Annotated in this window: 14 protein-coding genes; 10 read left to right on the top strand and 4 right to left on the bottom strand. The window is 67.3% G+C overall.

Annotated elements, in window-relative coordinates; genetic code table 11:
- Nucleotides 1–29: 29 nt before the first annotated feature.
- The 7 genes from CFE50_RS04175 to CFE50_RS04145 all read left to right on the top strand — a co-directional run bounded on the left by CFE50_RS04175 (nucleotide 30) and on the right by CFE50_RS04145 (nucleotide 6,873).
- The gene (locus CFE50_RS04175) at nucleotides 30–1,580 is read left to right on the top strand and encodes a sugar ABC transporter ATP-binding protein (RefSeq protein ID WP_286731471.1); all 1,551 of its coding nucleotides are present in this window, start codon (nucleotides 30–32) and stop codon (nucleotides 1,578–1,580) included.
- A 37-nt stretch (nucleotides 1,581–1,617) separates the two neighbouring features.
- Entirely contained in the window at nucleotides 1,618–2,604 is a 987-nt protein-coding gene (locus CFE50_RS04170) for an ABC transporter permease (protein WP_286731469.1), read from the top strand.
- Nucleotides 2,605–2,634: 30 nt separating this feature from the next.
- Nucleotides 2,635–3,579, top strand: a complete 945-nt coding sequence (locus CFE50_RS04165; RefSeq protein WP_286731466.1) for an ABC transporter substrate-binding protein — start codon at nucleotides 2,635–2,637, stop codon at nucleotides 3,577–3,579.
- 14 nt (nucleotides 3,580–3,593) lie between these two features.
- Nucleotides 3,594–4,610 carry an aldo/keto reductase gene (locus tag CFE50_RS04160; protein WP_286731464.1) on the top strand — a complete coding sequence of 339 codons (1,017 nt, stop codon included), beginning with the start codon at nucleotides 3,594–3,596 and terminating at the stop codon, nucleotides 4,608–4,610.
- A gap of 112 nt (nucleotides 4,611–4,722) precedes the next feature.
- Nucleotides 4,723–5,733: a zinc-binding alcohol dehydrogenase family protein gene (locus CFE50_RS04155; protein WP_286731461.1), complete on the top strand. Its 1,011-nt coding sequence runs from the start codon at nucleotides 4,723–4,725 to the stop codon at nucleotides 5,731–5,733.
- Between the two features lie 29 nt (nucleotides 5,734–5,762).
- Nucleotides 5,763–6,101 (top strand): L-rhamnose mutarotase, encoded by a 339-nt coding sequence (locus CFE50_RS04150; RefSeq protein WP_286731459.1) that lies wholly within the window; start codon nucleotides 5,763–5,765, stop codon nucleotides 6,099–6,101.
- Nucleotides 6,102–6,165: 64 nt separating this feature from the next.
- Nucleotides 6,166–6,873: a FadR/GntR family transcriptional regulator gene (locus tag CFE50_RS04145; RefSeq protein ID WP_286731456.1), complete on the top strand. Its 708-nt coding sequence runs from the start codon at nucleotides 6,166–6,168 to the stop codon at nucleotides 6,871–6,873.
- A gap of 65 nt (nucleotides 6,874–6,938) precedes the next feature.
- Here CFE50_RS04145 and CFE50_RS04140 read toward each other — a convergent pair whose 3' ends face one another.
- On the bottom strand, nucleotides 6,939–7,547 hold the full coding sequence (locus tag CFE50_RS04140) for a TetR/AcrR family transcriptional regulator (protein WP_058790494.1): 609 nt from the start codon (nucleotides 7,545–7,547) through the stop codon (nucleotides 6,939–6,941).
- An 88-nt stretch (nucleotides 7,548–7,635) separates the two neighbouring features.
- Between CFE50_RS04140 and CFE50_RS04135 the strand changes: the two genes are divergently transcribed.
- A complete protein-coding gene (locus CFE50_RS04135; protein WP_286731453.1) occupies nucleotides 7,636–8,790 on the top strand; it encodes an epoxide hydrolase family protein in 1,155 nt (384 codons plus the stop codon).
- Nucleotides 8,791–8,925: 135 nt separating this feature from the next.
- On the opposite strand, the gene CFE50_RS04130 is transcribed toward CFE50_RS04135, so the two are convergent.
- Complete coding sequence (locus CFE50_RS04130; protein WP_286731451.1) at nucleotides 8,926–9,213, bottom strand: hypothetical protein; 288 nt, start codon at nucleotides 9,211–9,213, stop codon at nucleotides 8,926–8,928.
- Nucleotides 9,214–9,345: 132 nt separating this feature from the next.
- Between CFE50_RS04130 and CFE50_RS04125 the strand changes: the two genes are divergently transcribed.
- Complete coding sequence (locus tag CFE50_RS04125) at nucleotides 9,346–9,762, top strand: NUDIX hydrolase (RefSeq protein WP_286731449.1); 417 nt, start codon at nucleotides 9,346–9,348, stop codon at nucleotides 9,760–9,762.
- A gap of 86 nt (nucleotides 9,763–9,848) precedes the next feature.
- On the opposite strand, the gene CFE50_RS04120 is transcribed toward CFE50_RS04125, so the two are convergent.
- Nucleotides 9,849–12,296 (bottom strand): YbcC family protein, encoded by a 2,448-nt coding sequence (locus CFE50_RS04120; RefSeq protein WP_286731447.1) that lies wholly within the window; start codon nucleotides 12,294–12,296, stop codon nucleotides 9,849–9,851.
- Nucleotides 12,293–13,819 carry an NADH-quinone oxidoreductase subunit L gene (locus CFE50_RS04115; protein ID WP_286731446.1) on the bottom strand — a complete coding sequence of 509 codons (1,527 nt, stop codon included), beginning with the start codon at nucleotides 13,817–13,819 and terminating at the stop codon, nucleotides 12,293–12,295. Before CFE50_RS04115 ends, CFE50_RS04120 begins: the two co-directional genes overlap by 4 nt.
- Before the next feature lie 103 nt (nucleotides 13,820–13,922).
- Here CFE50_RS04115 and CFE50_RS04110 point away from each other — a divergent pair, with 103 nt between their 5' ends.
- Entirely contained in the window at nucleotides 13,923–14,813 is an 891-nt protein-coding gene (locus CFE50_RS04110) for a LysR family transcriptional regulator (protein WP_286731444.1), read from the top strand.
- Nucleotides 14,814–14,971 lie beyond the last annotated feature (158 nt).

Below are 14,971 nucleotides of genomic sequence, written 5' to 3'. Positions count from 1 at the left end.
ACCCTAGAACAACAACAAGAGAGAGCACCATGCTGGATACCCCATCGCCCCGCGGCGAAGGTGGCGGCCCCGTACCGGCTGCGCCCGCGCCCTGTCTGACGCTCGAAAACATCTCCAAGCGCTTTCCCGGCGTCGTGGCCCTCAACGATGTCAGCCTCAGCCTCTATCCGGGCGAAGTCCACGCCATCTGCGGCGAGAACGGCGCCGGCAAGTCCACCCTGATGAAGATCGTCAGCGGCCAGCAGCCGCCGGACGAGGGGCGGATCCGCTACCTGGGCGAAGAGCGGCAGTTCAAGTCGGTATCGGAAGCCGAGCAGGTGGGCATCGCCATCATTCACCAGGAGCTCAATCTGGTGCCCCACCTCACGGTGGCGGAAAACATCTTTCTGGCCCGCGAGCCGGTGCGCTTCGGCCTGATCGACAGACGCAAGATGCAGGCGGACACCGAAGCCTGCCTGGCGCGCCTGGGCGTGGCCATCAGCCCCCGCGCGCCGGTCTCCAAGCTGTCGGTGGCCCAGCAGCAGATGGTGGAGATCGCCAAGGCGCTGTCGCTGGACGCCCGGGTGCTCATCCTCGACGAACCGACCTCCTCCCTGACCGAAAGCGAGACCCAGGCGCTGTTCAAGGTCATCCAGGACCTCAAGGCGCGCGGCGTCGGCATGCTCTACATCTCGCACCGGCTGGACGAGATGCGCCACATCGTCGACCGGGTGACCATCCTGCGCGACGGTCGCTACGTGTCTACCCAGCGCTTCGCCGAGACCAGTGTCGACGCCATCGTGGCGGGCATGGTCGGGCGCTCCCTCGACGAGAAATTTCCGCCGCGCACCGCCGTCCCCACCGGCGAGGTGCTGCTGCGGGCTCAGGGCCTGACCCGCAAGGGGGTCTTCCAGGACATCAGCTTCGAGCTGCGCCGTGGCGAGATCCTCGGCTTCGCCGGCCTCATGGGCGCCGGGCGCACCGAGATCGCCCGGGCGATCTTTGGCGCCGATCGGCTGGATGCCGGCGAGGTGGAGATCAACGGCCGCGCGGTCAGCATCCGCAGTCCGCGCGACGGCATCGACGAGGGCATCGCCTACCTGTCCGAAGACCGCAAGAAGGACGGCCTGGCGGTCAAGATGACCCTGGCGCACAACCTGACCCTGGCCAATCTGGACGCCCTCTGCGGGCCGCTGGGCTTCATCCGCTTCGGCGAGGAGGCGCGGGTCGCCCAGGACTACGTGCGGCGGCTGGACATCCGCACGCCCTCGATCGACAAGGTCACCCGCTATCTCTCGGGCGGCAACCAGCAAAAGATCATCATCGGCAAATGGCTGTTCCGCGACGCCCGGATCATGTTCTTCGACGAGCCCACCCGGGGTATCGACGTCGGCGCCAAGTACGCCATCTACGAAATGATGGACCAGCTGGCGACCCAGGGTATCGGCGTCGTCCTGATCAGTTCGGAGCTGCCGGAATTGCTCGGCATGAGCGATCGGATCCTGGTCTTTCACGAAGGTCGCCTGACCGGCGACGTCGAGACCCGGGCCACCTCCCAGGACCAGATCATGCACTACGCCTCCGGCTGCACGTCGCACTGACGGCAGCTCGCCCACGCGTGTCGAGCGAGACAGAGAAATGACCGAAAAACAAAAAGAATTTCTGCAGAAGTTTGGCGCCCTGGTCAGCCTGCTGGCACTGATCGCGGTGTTTTCCTCCATGAGCAGCGCCTTCCTGACCATGGGCAACGGCATGAGCGTGGCCTTGCAGGTCACCTCCATCGCCTTTCTCGGCCTCGGCGCGACGGCGGTGATCATCACCGGCGGCATCGACCTCTCGGTGGGCTCGGTGCTGGCCCTGGCCGGCGTGGCCAACGCCATGGCGGTCAAGGCCGGCGCGTCGATCGAGGTGGGCATCCTGGTCGGCCTGATCGTCGGCGGGATCTGCGGCGCCATCAACGGGCTGTTCGTGACCCTGGTCAAGCTGCCGCCCTTCATCGCCACCCTGGGCATGATGCTGGTGGCCCGTGGCCTGGCGCTGCGACTGACCGATGCCCAGCCGATCTCCGGCCTCGGCGCCGCGTTCGGCACGCTCGGTAACGGCACCCTGGGTCGCATCGAACGCCTCGGCGACGACGGCTTTCCCAACGTGATCTTTCCCGGCATCCCCTACCCGGTGATCATCATGATCGTGCTGGCCATCGCCCTGTGGCTGGTGCTCAGCCGCACCCGGCTGGGCCGCCATATCTATGCCGTGGGCTCGAACGCCGAAGCGGCCCGGCTCTCGGGGGTCAAGGTGCGTGCGGTCACCCTCTTCACCTATGTGCTGTCCGGCGTGCTGGCCGGCCTGACCGGCGCGGTGCTGATGTCGCGCCTGGTCACCGCCCAGCCTAACGAAGGGGTGATGTACGAACTGGACGCCATCGCCAGCGCGGTGATCGGCGGCACCTCCCTCTCCGGTGGCATCGGCAGCGTGTCGGGCACCCTGATCGGCGCCTTCACCATCGGCGTCTTGCGCAACGGCCTCAACATGCTCGGCGTCTCCAGCTTCACCCAGCAGATCATCATCGGCCTGGTGATCCTGCTGACCGTCTGTATCGACCAGCTCCGCAACCGCAAGAAGTGAACCCTCGAAAACAACAACAAGGAACGACCGATGAAAAACTTCAAGAAGGTGGTCCTGGGTGTCGCCCTCTCCGCCGCGACGTCCCTGGCGCTGGCCGGTAACGGCGAGATCGCCGTCATCGTCAAGAGTGCCAACTCCAACTACTGGCAGAACGTGCAGAAAGGCGTGCAGGAAACGGCCAAGCAGCACGCCAACTACAAGGTCACCTTCCAGGGACCGGCGTCGGAATCGGCGATCGCGGACGAGGTGAATATGGTGGTCAACGCGGTCAATCGCGGCGTCTCGGGCATCGTGCTGGCGCCGTCCGACCCCGATGCCCTGGTCCCGGCCATCAAGCAGGCCTGGGAAGCCCATATCCCGGTGGTGCTGATCGACTCCTCGGTGGCGGAAAGCGGCGCGCCCTACTACCAGTCCTTTCTCTCCACCGACAACACCAAGGCCGGCGAGCTGTCCGCCCAGCGCATGATCGAAAAGGTCGGCAAGACCGGCAAGATCGCCATCATGTCCTATGTGCCGGGCACCGGTTCGGAAGTGGGCCGGGTCGGCGGCTTCCGCAAGTACCTGGAGCAGCATTCGCAGCTGACCGTGGTGGGTCCCTTCTATTCCCAGTCGCAGATGGCCAACGCCCTCAACCAGACCACCGATGTGCTGGCCTCCAATCCCGACCTCAAAGGCATCTACGGCGCCAACGAACCCACCGCGGTCGGCATGGCGCGGGCCATCGCCCAGTCCGGCAAGGCCGGCAAGCTGCAGGCCATCGGCTTCGACGGCAACGAAGACCTGCAGGGCTTCGTCCGCGACGGCACCCTGGACGCCATCGTGGTGCAGAGTTCCTATCGCATGGGCCTGGAATCGGTCGCCACGGTGATCAAGGTCATCGAGAAGCAGAAGGTGCCCAAGTTCATCGACACCGGCGTCCTGCTCATCGACAAGGCCAACCTGGACAGCCCTGACGCACGCAACGTGCTCTATTGAGTGGAGGCCTGGCGATGAATCTCTCCGAACGGCGTCCCCTGGCGAAAAGCCCGCTGGCCCTGCCGGTGCTCGGGCTCGGTTGCTCCCAGCTGGGCGGGCTGTACCGGGACATGCCGCTGCCGCAGGCCGTCGACACCCTGGCCGGCGCCTGGCAGCAGGGCATCCGCTATTTCGACACGGCGCCCTTCTATGGCTATGGCCGCTCGGAGCATCGCCTTGGCGCCTTTCTCGACGAACAGCCACGGGCTGACTTCGTGCTCAGCAGCAAGGTGGGCCGGCTGCTCGCGCCCAACGGCAGCGAGCGCGCCAACGGCGACGGCTGGGAACGGCCGCTGCCCTTCAAGCCGGTCTACGACTACCGCTACGACGCCATCCTGAGGTCCCACGAAGACAGCCTGCAGCGACTGGGGCTGGCGCGGATCGACATCCTCTATGTGCACGACATCGGCCGCCGCACCCACGGCGAGCGGCATGACCTCCACTGGCAGGCGCTGACCCGGGGCGGCGGTTTCCGCGCCCTGGAAGAGCTGCGCAGCAGTGGCCAGATCCAGGCCATCGGCCTGGGCGTCAACGAATGGGAGGTGGTGGTCGACAGCCTCGACGAGTGCCCGCTGGACTGCACCCTGCTGGCCGGTCGCTACACCCTGCTGGAACAGCAAAGCCTGAAGCCCCTGCTCGATCGCTGCCGGGCCCAGGGTCATGCCATCGTCGCCGGCGGGGTCTTCAACTCCGGGATCCTCGCCGGTGGCCAGCACTTCGACTATGGCGACGCGCCCCCGGCGGTGATGGCCAAGGTGCGGGCGCTGCAGGCGGTCTGCCAGGCATTCGCGATCCCCCTGGCCGCCGCCGCCCTGCAATTTCCCCTGGCGCATCCGGCGGTCGCTTCCGCGGTCATCGGCGCACGCAGCGCCGAGCAGGTCGCCAGCAACCTGGCCTGGCTGCAGACGCCGATTCCGGCGGAGTTCTGGAGCACCCTCAAGCAGCGCGGCCTGCTGGACGCCGACGCCCCCGTGGCGGGAGCCCCGGCATGAAGCCGCACCGCCCTTTCCACTCGCCTCCGTGGCGCCAGACGTTCGCTGCCATTCCCAACGAGCGCCCCGCCCTGAATCCAACGTGCATCCCGATGCGATGCGGAGTCTTCCTATGCTGACCGTCATCTGTGAAAAACCCGGCCTGCTGGTCTCGCGCGATACGCCCAAGCCCGCCCGAGGCGAAGGCGAAACCCTGATCCGCATCCGCCGGGTCGGCGTCTGCGGCACCGACCTGCACATCTACGAAGGCAACCAGCCCTATCTGGAATACCCACGGGTGATGGGCCACGAGATTTCCGGCGTCGTCGAGGAAACCGACGACAGCGGGCGCCTGCAGGCTGGGGATATCGTCTACGTGGTGCCCTACCTGTCCTGCGGCCAGTGCATCGCCTGCCGCCAGGGCAAGACCAACTGCTGCACCAGGATCGCGGTGCTGGGCGTGCATCGCGACGGCGCCCTCACCGAATACCTCAGCCTGCCCGACCGCTTCGTCTTCAAGGCCGAGGGCCTCAGCCTCGACCAGGCGGCCATGGTGGAATTTCTCGCCATCGGCGCCCATGCCGTGCGCCGCTCGGGCCTGGGCCAGGCCCAGCGCGTGCTGGTGGTGGGCGCCGGTCCGATCGGCATGGCCGCGGCCATCTTCGCCGGTATCGCCGGGGCCCAGGTCACCGTCCTCGACACCCGCACCGATCGCCTGGCGTTCTGTCGCCAGCATTTGAAGGTCGCCGCCACGGTCACCGTCGGTGACGGCGACAAGGACGAACTGGCGCGGCTGACCGATGGCGACTTCTTCGATGTGGTGTTCGACGCCACCGGCAACGCCCGCGCCATCGAGCGGGGTTTCGAATTCGTCGCCCATGCCGGCAGCTATGTGCTGATCTCGGTGGTCAAGGACCACATCCGCTTCGCCGACCCCGAATTTCACAAGCGCGAGACCACCCTGCTGGGCAGTCGCAACGCCACCGCCGAGGACTTCCAGCACGTCGAGCGCTGCCTGCGCGAGGGCCTGATCCCGGATGCGGCGCTCAATACCCACCGCCTGCAACTGGCCGAGCTGCCCAGCCGCTTCGCCGAGCTGCTGGACCCGGCCCGCGGCGTCGTCAAGGCCATCGTCGAAATCTAACGGGCCTGACCTGGCCGAGGAGCGAGACCATGACACGCTACTGCCTGCTGCTGGACCTGCGGGACGACCCCGAACTCATCGCCGAATACGAACGCCAGCACGCCGCGGTCTGGCCCGAGGTCATCGCCCATCTGCGCGAAGCCGGCGTCGCCAACATGACCATCTGGCGCCTCGGCTGCCGCCTGACCATGCTGCTCGAAGCCGGGCCGGACTTCTCCTTCGCCCGCATGCAGGCGCTGGAACAGCGCAATCCGAAGGTCCAGGAATGGGAAACCCTGATGGCGCGCTATCAGCTGTCCTCGCCGGAGGCGGGATCGGAAAAGTGGCAACTGGCGAGCCCGCTGTTCGAGCTGGCCGCCCTGCCCTAGGTCGCTGGCGCCGATCCGGGCAGCCCATGAGATACTGAAGCCCTTGAAGATGCAGGTTTCATCGATGACGCTGCCCACTGCCACCACCGAAAGAAAGCTCTACCAGAAGATCGCGGACCGCCTGCGCCAGCATATCCGCGAAGGCGCCATCGAAGCCGGCACCCGCCTGCCCCCGGAGCGCGACCTGGCGCAGTTGCTGGGCGTCTCCCGACCGTCGTTGCGCGAAGCCCTGATCGCCCTGGAAATCGAAGGCAGCATCGAGGTCCGCCAGGGCTCCGGCATCTATGTGAACGCGGCCCTGCTGAACAACGGCGCGCGGACCTCCACCCTCGGCGAGAGTCCTTCGGAGCTGATGCATGCCCGGGCGATCATCGAAGGCGCGGCCATCGTCCTGGCCTGCTCCCTGGGCGGCAAGGCCGACTACCGCTACCTGGCGAAGTGCATCCAGAACATGAGCGACAAGATCGCCCAGGGGCTGTCGCCCATGGAGGACGATCGCAAGTTCCACTGCCGCCTGGCCCGGATGAGCGGCAACTCCACGCTGGTGCGCATCATCGCCTCGCTGTTCGACGAGCGCCACAGCCCCATCTCCACCCACGTCGCCGAGCAGACCGAAAGCCAGAAGACCTGGGGCGTCGCGGTGGCCGAGCACGAGGCCATCCTGCGCGCCCTGGAAGCCCGCGACCTGATCGGCGCCCAGACCGCCATGCGCCACCACCTGCTCTGCTCGGAAGCGCGCTGGCTGGAGGGGTTCGCGTCGAGCGAGGAGTGAGGGCGACAGGCGCGGACGGGGAGGCTCGCCGCTGAAGCCTTCCAGCGATAGCTCGCCAGACCCTTTCAGCCCAGTAGCAGGCGGATCGCCCGCTCGATCCGCTGCGCGGCCTGGGCCTGTAATTCCCGAGGATCGTCACCCAGCAGCGCCCGCAACTGATGCGGCGCGAAGACCAGATCGATGAACCCCTCGAGCAGGCGCTCGACGTCATCCGGCTGGTCCGGGCCCGCCTCGATGGCCTGCCGCACCCGCAAGCGCCCTGCCTCCCAACCGATCCGGGTCGCCTCGGCTGCCACCGCTGGAAAGCGATCTGCCGTGGCGATCACCAGTCGCATCATCGCCAGCGTCTCCGGCCGTGAAGCGTGCTCCAGCATGTCCTGCCCGGCCAGCCGCAGGCGCTCCGCGAGCGGCAAGCCGGAGGGCAAGGGCTCGATCTGCGGCAGGGTTCCCGAATGACGGCGGATCACCGCTTCGAACAGCTGATCCTTGTTGGCAAAGCGTGCATAGAGGCTGGCCTTGCCCGCTCCCGCCTGGCGCGCTACCGCCTCGCAGGAGGTCCCGGCAAAGCCCTGAGCAAGGAAGAGTTCGAAGGCAGCGTCCAGTAGGCGACGATCGACATCGCCCGCCTCTTCGCGGCGCGGTCGCCCGCCGCGGGGTTTGGTTATCTCGTTCATGGGCGAACCTTAGGCGGATTGACAGATCCTGTAAACTGAACGATAACGTTCAGTTATTCGAGTTCGTCCCTTCACCGCGAGAACCACCATGACAGCCCTCATCCAGCCTTTCCCTATCGCCGTCCCGCAAACCCAGCTCGACGACCTGGCCGTACGCCTCAGACTCACGCGCTGGCCCGACCGTGAGACCGCCAGCGATGGCAGTCAGGGACCGCAACTCGGACGCCTGCAGGCATTGGTGGAGCGCTGGAGCGGCGGATACGACTGGCGGGCGGCCGAGGCCCTGCTGAACGGCTGGGGTAGCAGCCGCACCGAGATCGATGGCCTCGGCATCCACTTCCTGCATGTGCGCTCTGCCGAACCGGCGGCCACGCCACTGCTGCTCACCCATGGCTGGCCGGGCTCGGTGCTGGAGTTTCGCGAGGTGATAGGTCCGCTCACCGACCCGGTAGCCTATGGTGGAAAGTCCGCTGACGCCTTTCACCTGGTCATTCCCGCGTTGCCCGGTTTCGGCTTCTCGGACCAGCCGAGCGAGCCCGGCTGGGGAGTGGGCCGTACTGCCCAGGCCTGGATCGAACTCATGCGCCGACTCGGCTACGGCGATCACTGGCTAGCCCAGGGCGGCGACTGGGGCGCCGCGGTGACCACGGCCCTGGCCCATATGCGCCCGACTGGCCTGGCCGGCGTGCACCTGAACATGGTGATGTTCCAGCCCACCGCGCAGGAGGTGGCCGAGGCCACGCCGGCCGAGCAGCAGATGCTCGCCGACGCCGCACGCTATGAACGCCAATACTCGGGCTACATGAAGCTGCAGACGACCCGCCCGCAATCGGTGGGCTTCGCCCTGGCCGACTCGCCCGTAGGCCTGGCGGCCTGGATCTACGCCCTGTTCCAGGACGTCTCGGACAGCGCGGGCGAGCCCGAGCGCGTCCTGGCGCTGGATCATCTGCTCGATGACATCATGCTCTACTGGCTGCCCAATGCCGGCGCCAGTTCGGCGCGCTTCTACTGGGAGGCCAGGCGCGAGATGGCGAACGGCATGCCCAGCGCGCCGCTTCCCCTACCCGCGGGCGTCAGTATGTTCCCCGGCGAGCAGCTGCGGCTGTCCCGCCGCTGGGCCGAGCGGCGCTTCGCCGATTTGCGGTTCTTTGGCGAGGCCGATTACGGCGGACACTTCGCAGCGATGGAGAATCCGCAGCAATTCGTGGCGGATCTGCGGGAGACCTTTCGGATGTTGCGTTGAGAGCGCCCTACCCGAGGCAGAGCAGTAGCCGCCTGGATCAAAGGCCCCGGGCCGCCTGGTGAGCGCCTAGCTGATAGTAGGCTCACGTTGCCCGGGGCCGCGCTTTAACACTTGTTTACAAGCGTTCAGGAAGTTTTACACGCGGCCTTTTACCGATCGATACCCTTGACCCCCGGCGATCATTCGCTGAATGCCGTTTTCGCGCAGAGGGTTACCGAGGTGAGGCACGTCCTGAAGAGCATCGGCGCTATCGCCATGATACTGGGCCTGGCAGCCGTCCTTCTGGGGTGGCTGATCGATCCCTCCCTTTCCCTGCAACGCGGCATCTAGTTCGCTTCGATAAAGCGCGAGTTCCTGCAGACGGACCTCTTCCTCTGGGGTGCCCTGCTGTTCGCGGCCGAGTTCAATGGCTATGCGCTGCACAGCGATCGCTGAAACAGATCTTCGACGGCCGCCACGCGCCCTCATGGCCAGGCGTAGCCAGGAGCGCCGCCGGTTGCCTTTTCGCTCGCTTCACTGCAGGGTGATCCGCCCACGCTGACCGGGACGTATGCCTTGACCCCTACCCTTCACATCGCCGCCGCCATCCTCCTGAACGAACGCCGGCAGCTGCTGCTGGTGCGCAAGGGCGGTACCACCACCTTCATGCAACCGGGCGGCAAGGTGGATCCGGGTGAACAGCCTTTGGAAGCCTTGCTCCGCGAATTGCAGGAAGAACTTGGCCTGGTTATCACCGCAGAGGCCGCGACCTTTCTCGGCAACTATAAGGCGCCCGCGGCCAACGAACCCGGATTCAGGGTCGAGTGCGCGCTGTATCAGGTCACTCTACGCGCGGGGGACCAGGCGGTGCCTGCCGCCGAAATAGCAGAGGCGGTGTGGGTCGCGGTGGACGAGCCCGGTGATCTGCCGCTGGCGCCCCTGACCCGCGACATGATCCTTCCGCTGCTGAGGCGGCAACTGCTGACTTCTTAGCACCCGGCCTCGATCTCTGGGTCAGGGATGCCAGCCCTGCCATACCAGGCCGTCTGCAGCAGCAGGCGGCCGGGCGCCGGCAGGCGTCAGACCCTAGGCAACGGCTGCCACCCGCCGGCCGTGCGCACCTCGAGGCAAGCCGGCAGGCCATCCAGACGCAGCAGGTGCAGCCAGCCGTTGCGCACCAGATCGCGTACGACGGTGTGGTTGGCGATCACCTGATCGATCATGGCGCGCGGCGCCTCGATCACCACGTGCAGGCGTAGCGGACGATGCATCCACTGCTGGCCGTCGTGCAGCGACTGGCGCGCCAGACCGATGCGCAGGTCGCCGCCGTTGCCTTCGAACACGCCGATATGGCCGCCCACCACGTTGTGCAGCAACTTGTTGCCGCTGCCGAAGCGCAGGTTGTCGGTGGTCGAGGTGAAGTACTGCAAGTTGATCCAGTGCGCCACCACCATGGGCGCCGTCATGATCAGCTCCAGCACCTTGCCCTCCTGGTCCTGCCGCCAGTCGTAGTCGTGCAGGAAGGCGCGGCCCTCCAGGTCCACCGCGCGGGTGCGCGCCCGCGGTGCGGCGATGAAGGCGGCATTGCCGGCGAGGCCCCATTCCGGCCGGGTCTGCGCCCAGTCACGGGCCCGCCGGCGCAACTGGCCGAGCAATCTTTCCGGCTGCGCCGGCAGCGGTGCCAGGCCCAGTTTGCCCGCCCGCTGCCGTCGCACTTCGGCGCTGGCGCTATCCAGCGCCAACCGCAGGCGCTGCCAGCTGGGCTTGAGCTCTGCCGGAAGCGACTCGTACCCGAAGACCTGCACCTCATCCGTCGTGGTGTTGTGCAGCCCGGCCAGTACCTGGCAGTGCGGTGGCAGGTCTAGGCCGCGCACCCGCAGCCCATCGCGCACCTGGGCATCGTTGAGCAGGCCGGCCAGCAGCCGCGCATTGATCTCGCCGCTCTGACCACAGCAGGCGCCACAATCCAGACCCGCCGCCTGAGGGTTGTTGGCGCTCTGGCTGCCATGGCCGAGCAGCACCAGCAGGGGCGGCACCGGTCCGTTCAGGCCCATGGCCTTTAGGATCCGCTCGGCCAGGTCGACCCGCTGCAGCTGTGACATCTCCGGCAGCTGTGGTTGCAGCTGTTGCCGCTCATGGCGGCGCCAGGCGCTGAATTCGGGCGAAGGCGCGCCACCGGCCAGGCCGTAGGTCCGTCCCAACAGCGCCCCGGCATAGCCCAGCCCGACGCTTTCCACCAGGGTGAAGGTCGAGGCCGGCAGCCGCTCGAACAGCCGCCAGCGACCCAGCCGCGCCAGACGACCTTGACGCACCTGTGCCAATTGCCGATCCCGTATGGCATCGCCACTGCCCTCGCTGACCTGCAGTTGCGGCGCGAGCAGACCCGGCAATTGCGGGCGCGTGGCACCGGTACCCAGCGGGGTAAAGGCGATGGGCAGCCCGAAGAAGCCGGCGAAACCGCCGGTTTCCAGGGCCGGGCAGGTCTGCTCCAGGGCGCGCCGTAGCGGCTCGGAGCGCACGTCGATGCAGAAGAACAGCTTGGCCAGGGGCACCGGGGGCGAGGCTGCGGGGATGCTCTGGCACAGGGCCCGCTGCAGTTGCTCCTGCCAGGCCAGCTCGTCGGCGCGCTGCCACAGCTGCAGGGCCTGCCAGTTGGCCGAAGGCATTCGCTGCAAGCCCTCCTCCCAAGCCGCACGCCAGCACTGCCAACGACTGTCGGCATCGCGGCGCCGATCATCCACCAACCACTCCCAGGCCGCGCGAATGGCCAGCAACTCCAGCAGCGTGCGGTCGTCCTCGCCCTGCAGCCGGGCCTGCCAGTGCCGATAGGCGCACCAGGAGGCCCAGCCCAGGTTGCGCAGCAGCAGGCAGTCGAACCATGCGGCCCAGTCTGCCTCTGGTAGCCCCAGGCGTTCGACCGCCGCCTCCAGGGCCGTCTCGGGTAGTGCCGGCAATTCGGCGATCCGCCGGTGCAGCTCGCGACAACCGCTGAGTACGCTCAAGCCCCGGTCAGCCAGCAGGCTCGCGCGCCAGGTCTGATAGAGCCCGCCACCGTCTGACGGACGCCAATCCGCCTGTTCGTGATCGAACCAGGCCGCGCAACTCTGGCCGATCTGGTGGGTGATCAGCGTCGGCCAGCCCGGGAGCGGGATCCCTGGCTCAGCCAGGTCTTCCAGCAGCGGCAACCCCTGGCCGACCTCGGCAGGGGCGTTCAGCGTCTCCAGCAGTCGTGCCGACTTACAGGACAGCCCCTGCTCGGCCAGCGCCTGCTGCAGATGACGCTCGGAGATGCGCCCCTCCTGCCAGGCCTGGTGATAGTCGACCGCGTCCAGGGTCAGGCGGCTGCCGGCCCGTTGCCAGAGTTGCGCGGCCACGGCCTGCCAGGCCTGATCGCGCCGCTCCCACAGCGGGTTCACAGCGATCATGCGATCCAGCGGCCAGGTCGGCGCGATGCGCGCACAGGCCTGACGCGCCGCCTCGTGGAGGGCGTGGTGCTTGAAGCTGGGAAGGGGTTCGAAGGCAGTCATGCGCGGTCTCCAAGGGTTGCGTTCAGCGGCTGGGGCGCAGGCGCCGGCCACAGGCGGAAGGTCAGGCGGGTGAAGTGCTCGTCCAGGTAGAAGCCGGCAAAAGCCAGGGGGTAGAGCCGTTGCACCAAGGCGCCGTGCGGTCGCGCCAGCAGCAGGCCCTGTACCAGGTAAAGACCAATCAGCATGGCCATGGCCACCACGGTCAGCGGCAGTGGCGCCGTGGCGAGGTGCTGGTCGAGCAGCCAGCCGGCCGCCTGATGCCACAGCAGGTAAGCGCCTAGCAGCAGGCCGAACATGAGCAGGCCATGGGCGGCCTGGTCGCGGCGCAGGCACCAGGGCGCCAGGCCGATCGCCAGTAGCGTCAGGGCCACCAGGGGCAGCTCATGGCTGGGCAGCAGCCAGCGCCAGAGGCCTTGCAACAGGAGCAGCGCCAGCGCGGCCATCAGTAGCGCCCGCAGCAGGCCGCCCAGCTCGAGCGCGGGTGCCGGCGGCTGCAGGGCCTGTTGGCGGGCGTGGGCCACCGTCTCGCCGGCGGCCAGGAAGGCATGGGCCTTGTAGAGCGAGTGGGCCAGCAGGTGCACCAGCGCCAGTTCGTACAGGCCCAGACCGCATTCCAGCAGCATCAGGCCCATCTGCGCGCAGGTCGACCAAGCCAGGCGGACCTTGATGCTGATCCGGGTCATCATCACCAGCGCGGCCAGGACCGCGGTCAGGCCGCCGACCAGCACCAGCAGGCTCTGCGCCGGCACCGCGGCGGAAAATAGTGGGGCGAAGCGCAGCAGCACGAAGCCGCCCAGATTGACCACCCCAGCATGCAGCAGGGCCGAGACCGGCGTGGGCGCCTCCATCACCTGGATCAGCCAGCCATGCACCGGCAACTGCGCCGATTTGAGGATCACCGTCAGCGCCAGCAGCAGCGCCGCGCCCTGCCATTCCCAGCCGAGCGGACCACCCACCTGCACCTGTGCCGTCACGGCGGCGAGGATCAGCGAGATCTGGCTGCTCCCGCCGGCCTGTACCAGCAGCAGGGTCGCCAGCAGCAGACTGACATCGGCCAGGCGGCTGGCGAGGAATTTCTTGTGGGCTGCGACCACGGCCTGGGGGCGTTCGCGGTAGAAGGTCAGCAACAGATGCAGGCACAGACTGGAAAGGATCCAGGCGCCTGCCACCAGCACGAGGTTGCCGCTGGTGACCACCGTGGCCACCGCCGCCAGGGTGCCGAGCAGCGCGAGCACATAGCGCCGCTGCCCGGCCTCTCCCTCCAGATAGCGCCGGGAATACTCGATGATCACCAGTGCCAGCAGGCTGATCAGCCCGGCCATCGCCAGGCCCAGGCGGTCGGGGTGCCGGGTGGCGTGGAGCGCCTGCAGCCAGGCCGCCAGCACCAGGAAGATACCCAGATAACCCGCGACCCGTGCGGGTAGCCAGAGTCGGCTGGGTGAAGCGAGGAAGGCTGCGGGCAATAGCGCCAGGGCATAGACCCAAGGCAACAGCGGAGCCAGGGAAAACAGCAGACTAGACATCGTGCACACTCCATGAACACCAGATGCCGCCAGTGTCCGGATGTGTACGAATTATTTAAAATAGATTGATCAGAACCTAACGTTCACTTTTGAAGAACGAACCATGCGCCGACTCAATTTTCATCACCTGCACTACTTCTGGGCCGTGGCCAAGGAAGGCAATCTCACCCGCGCCGCCGAGGCGCTGCATGTCTCCCAGTCCGCCCTCTCCACCCAGATCCGCGTGCTGGAGGATCAGCTCGGCCATCCCCTGTTCATCCGCTCCGGACGCAGCCTGCGGCTGACCGAAGCCGGGCAGCTGGTGCTGGACTATGCCGAGACCATCTTCGCCCTGGGCAGCGAGTTGCAGGACACCCTGCAGAACACCCGGGAAGCCAACCAGACGCTGCGCATCGGCTCCGTGGCGACCCTCTCGCGCAACTTCCAGGAAAACCTGCTGCGCCCCTTCCTCGGTCGTGAAGACCTGGTGCTGACCCTCGAATCCGGCAGCGTCGACGAACTGCTGGAGCGCCTGGCGCTGCACAAGCTGGACGTGGTGCTGACCAACCAGGCGGTGAGCGCCGACAGCCAGCGCACCTGGCAATGCCGCCTGCTGCACCGGCAGCCGGTGTGCCTGATCGGCCCGCCGCGCCAGGACAGTCGCCCCTTCGATCTCCACCGCGACCTGCAACAGGCCCGCCTGATCGTGCCCGGTCGCAGCAGCGACGTGCGCAGCCAGTTCGACGTCTATTGCAGCGGCCAGGGGCTGACACCCCGCATCTGCGCCGAGGTCGACGACATGGCCCTGCTGCGCCTGCTCGCCCGCGACTCCGGCGACATGGCCCTGCTGCCCGCGGTGGTGGTCCAGGACGAACTGCGCAGCGGCGCCCTGCAGCTCTATGCCGAGGTGCCCGAAATCGCCGAGCGCTTCTATGCGGTGACCCTGCAGCGGCAGTTCAGGCTGAGCATTCTGGAGGAGTTGCTGGGGCAGCCAGCGGTGCCGGAGGTGAGCTAGGACCTCGAGCCGGTATGGCGCGGGCCGCATTTCAGCTTACTCGGGAGCTGTCCTGTCCAGAGCTTCGCGTAGTTGTAACCCCAGCCAGGTGCTTGCGCTGCGCTATCCACCGCATCCAACCACCCAGCACCCCAGGCGTGCCCTCCTCCCCCTCGCCC

Source organism: Pseudomonas sp. PGPPP4, from assembly GCF_002256045.1.
GTDB lineage: Bacteria > Pseudomonadota > Gammaproteobacteria > Pseudomonadales > Pseudomonadaceae > Chryseomonas > Chryseomonas oryzihabitans.
The sequence above is the reverse complement of the archived record's forward strand: the minus strand, read 5'-3'. Positions and strand labels throughout refer to the sequence as shown.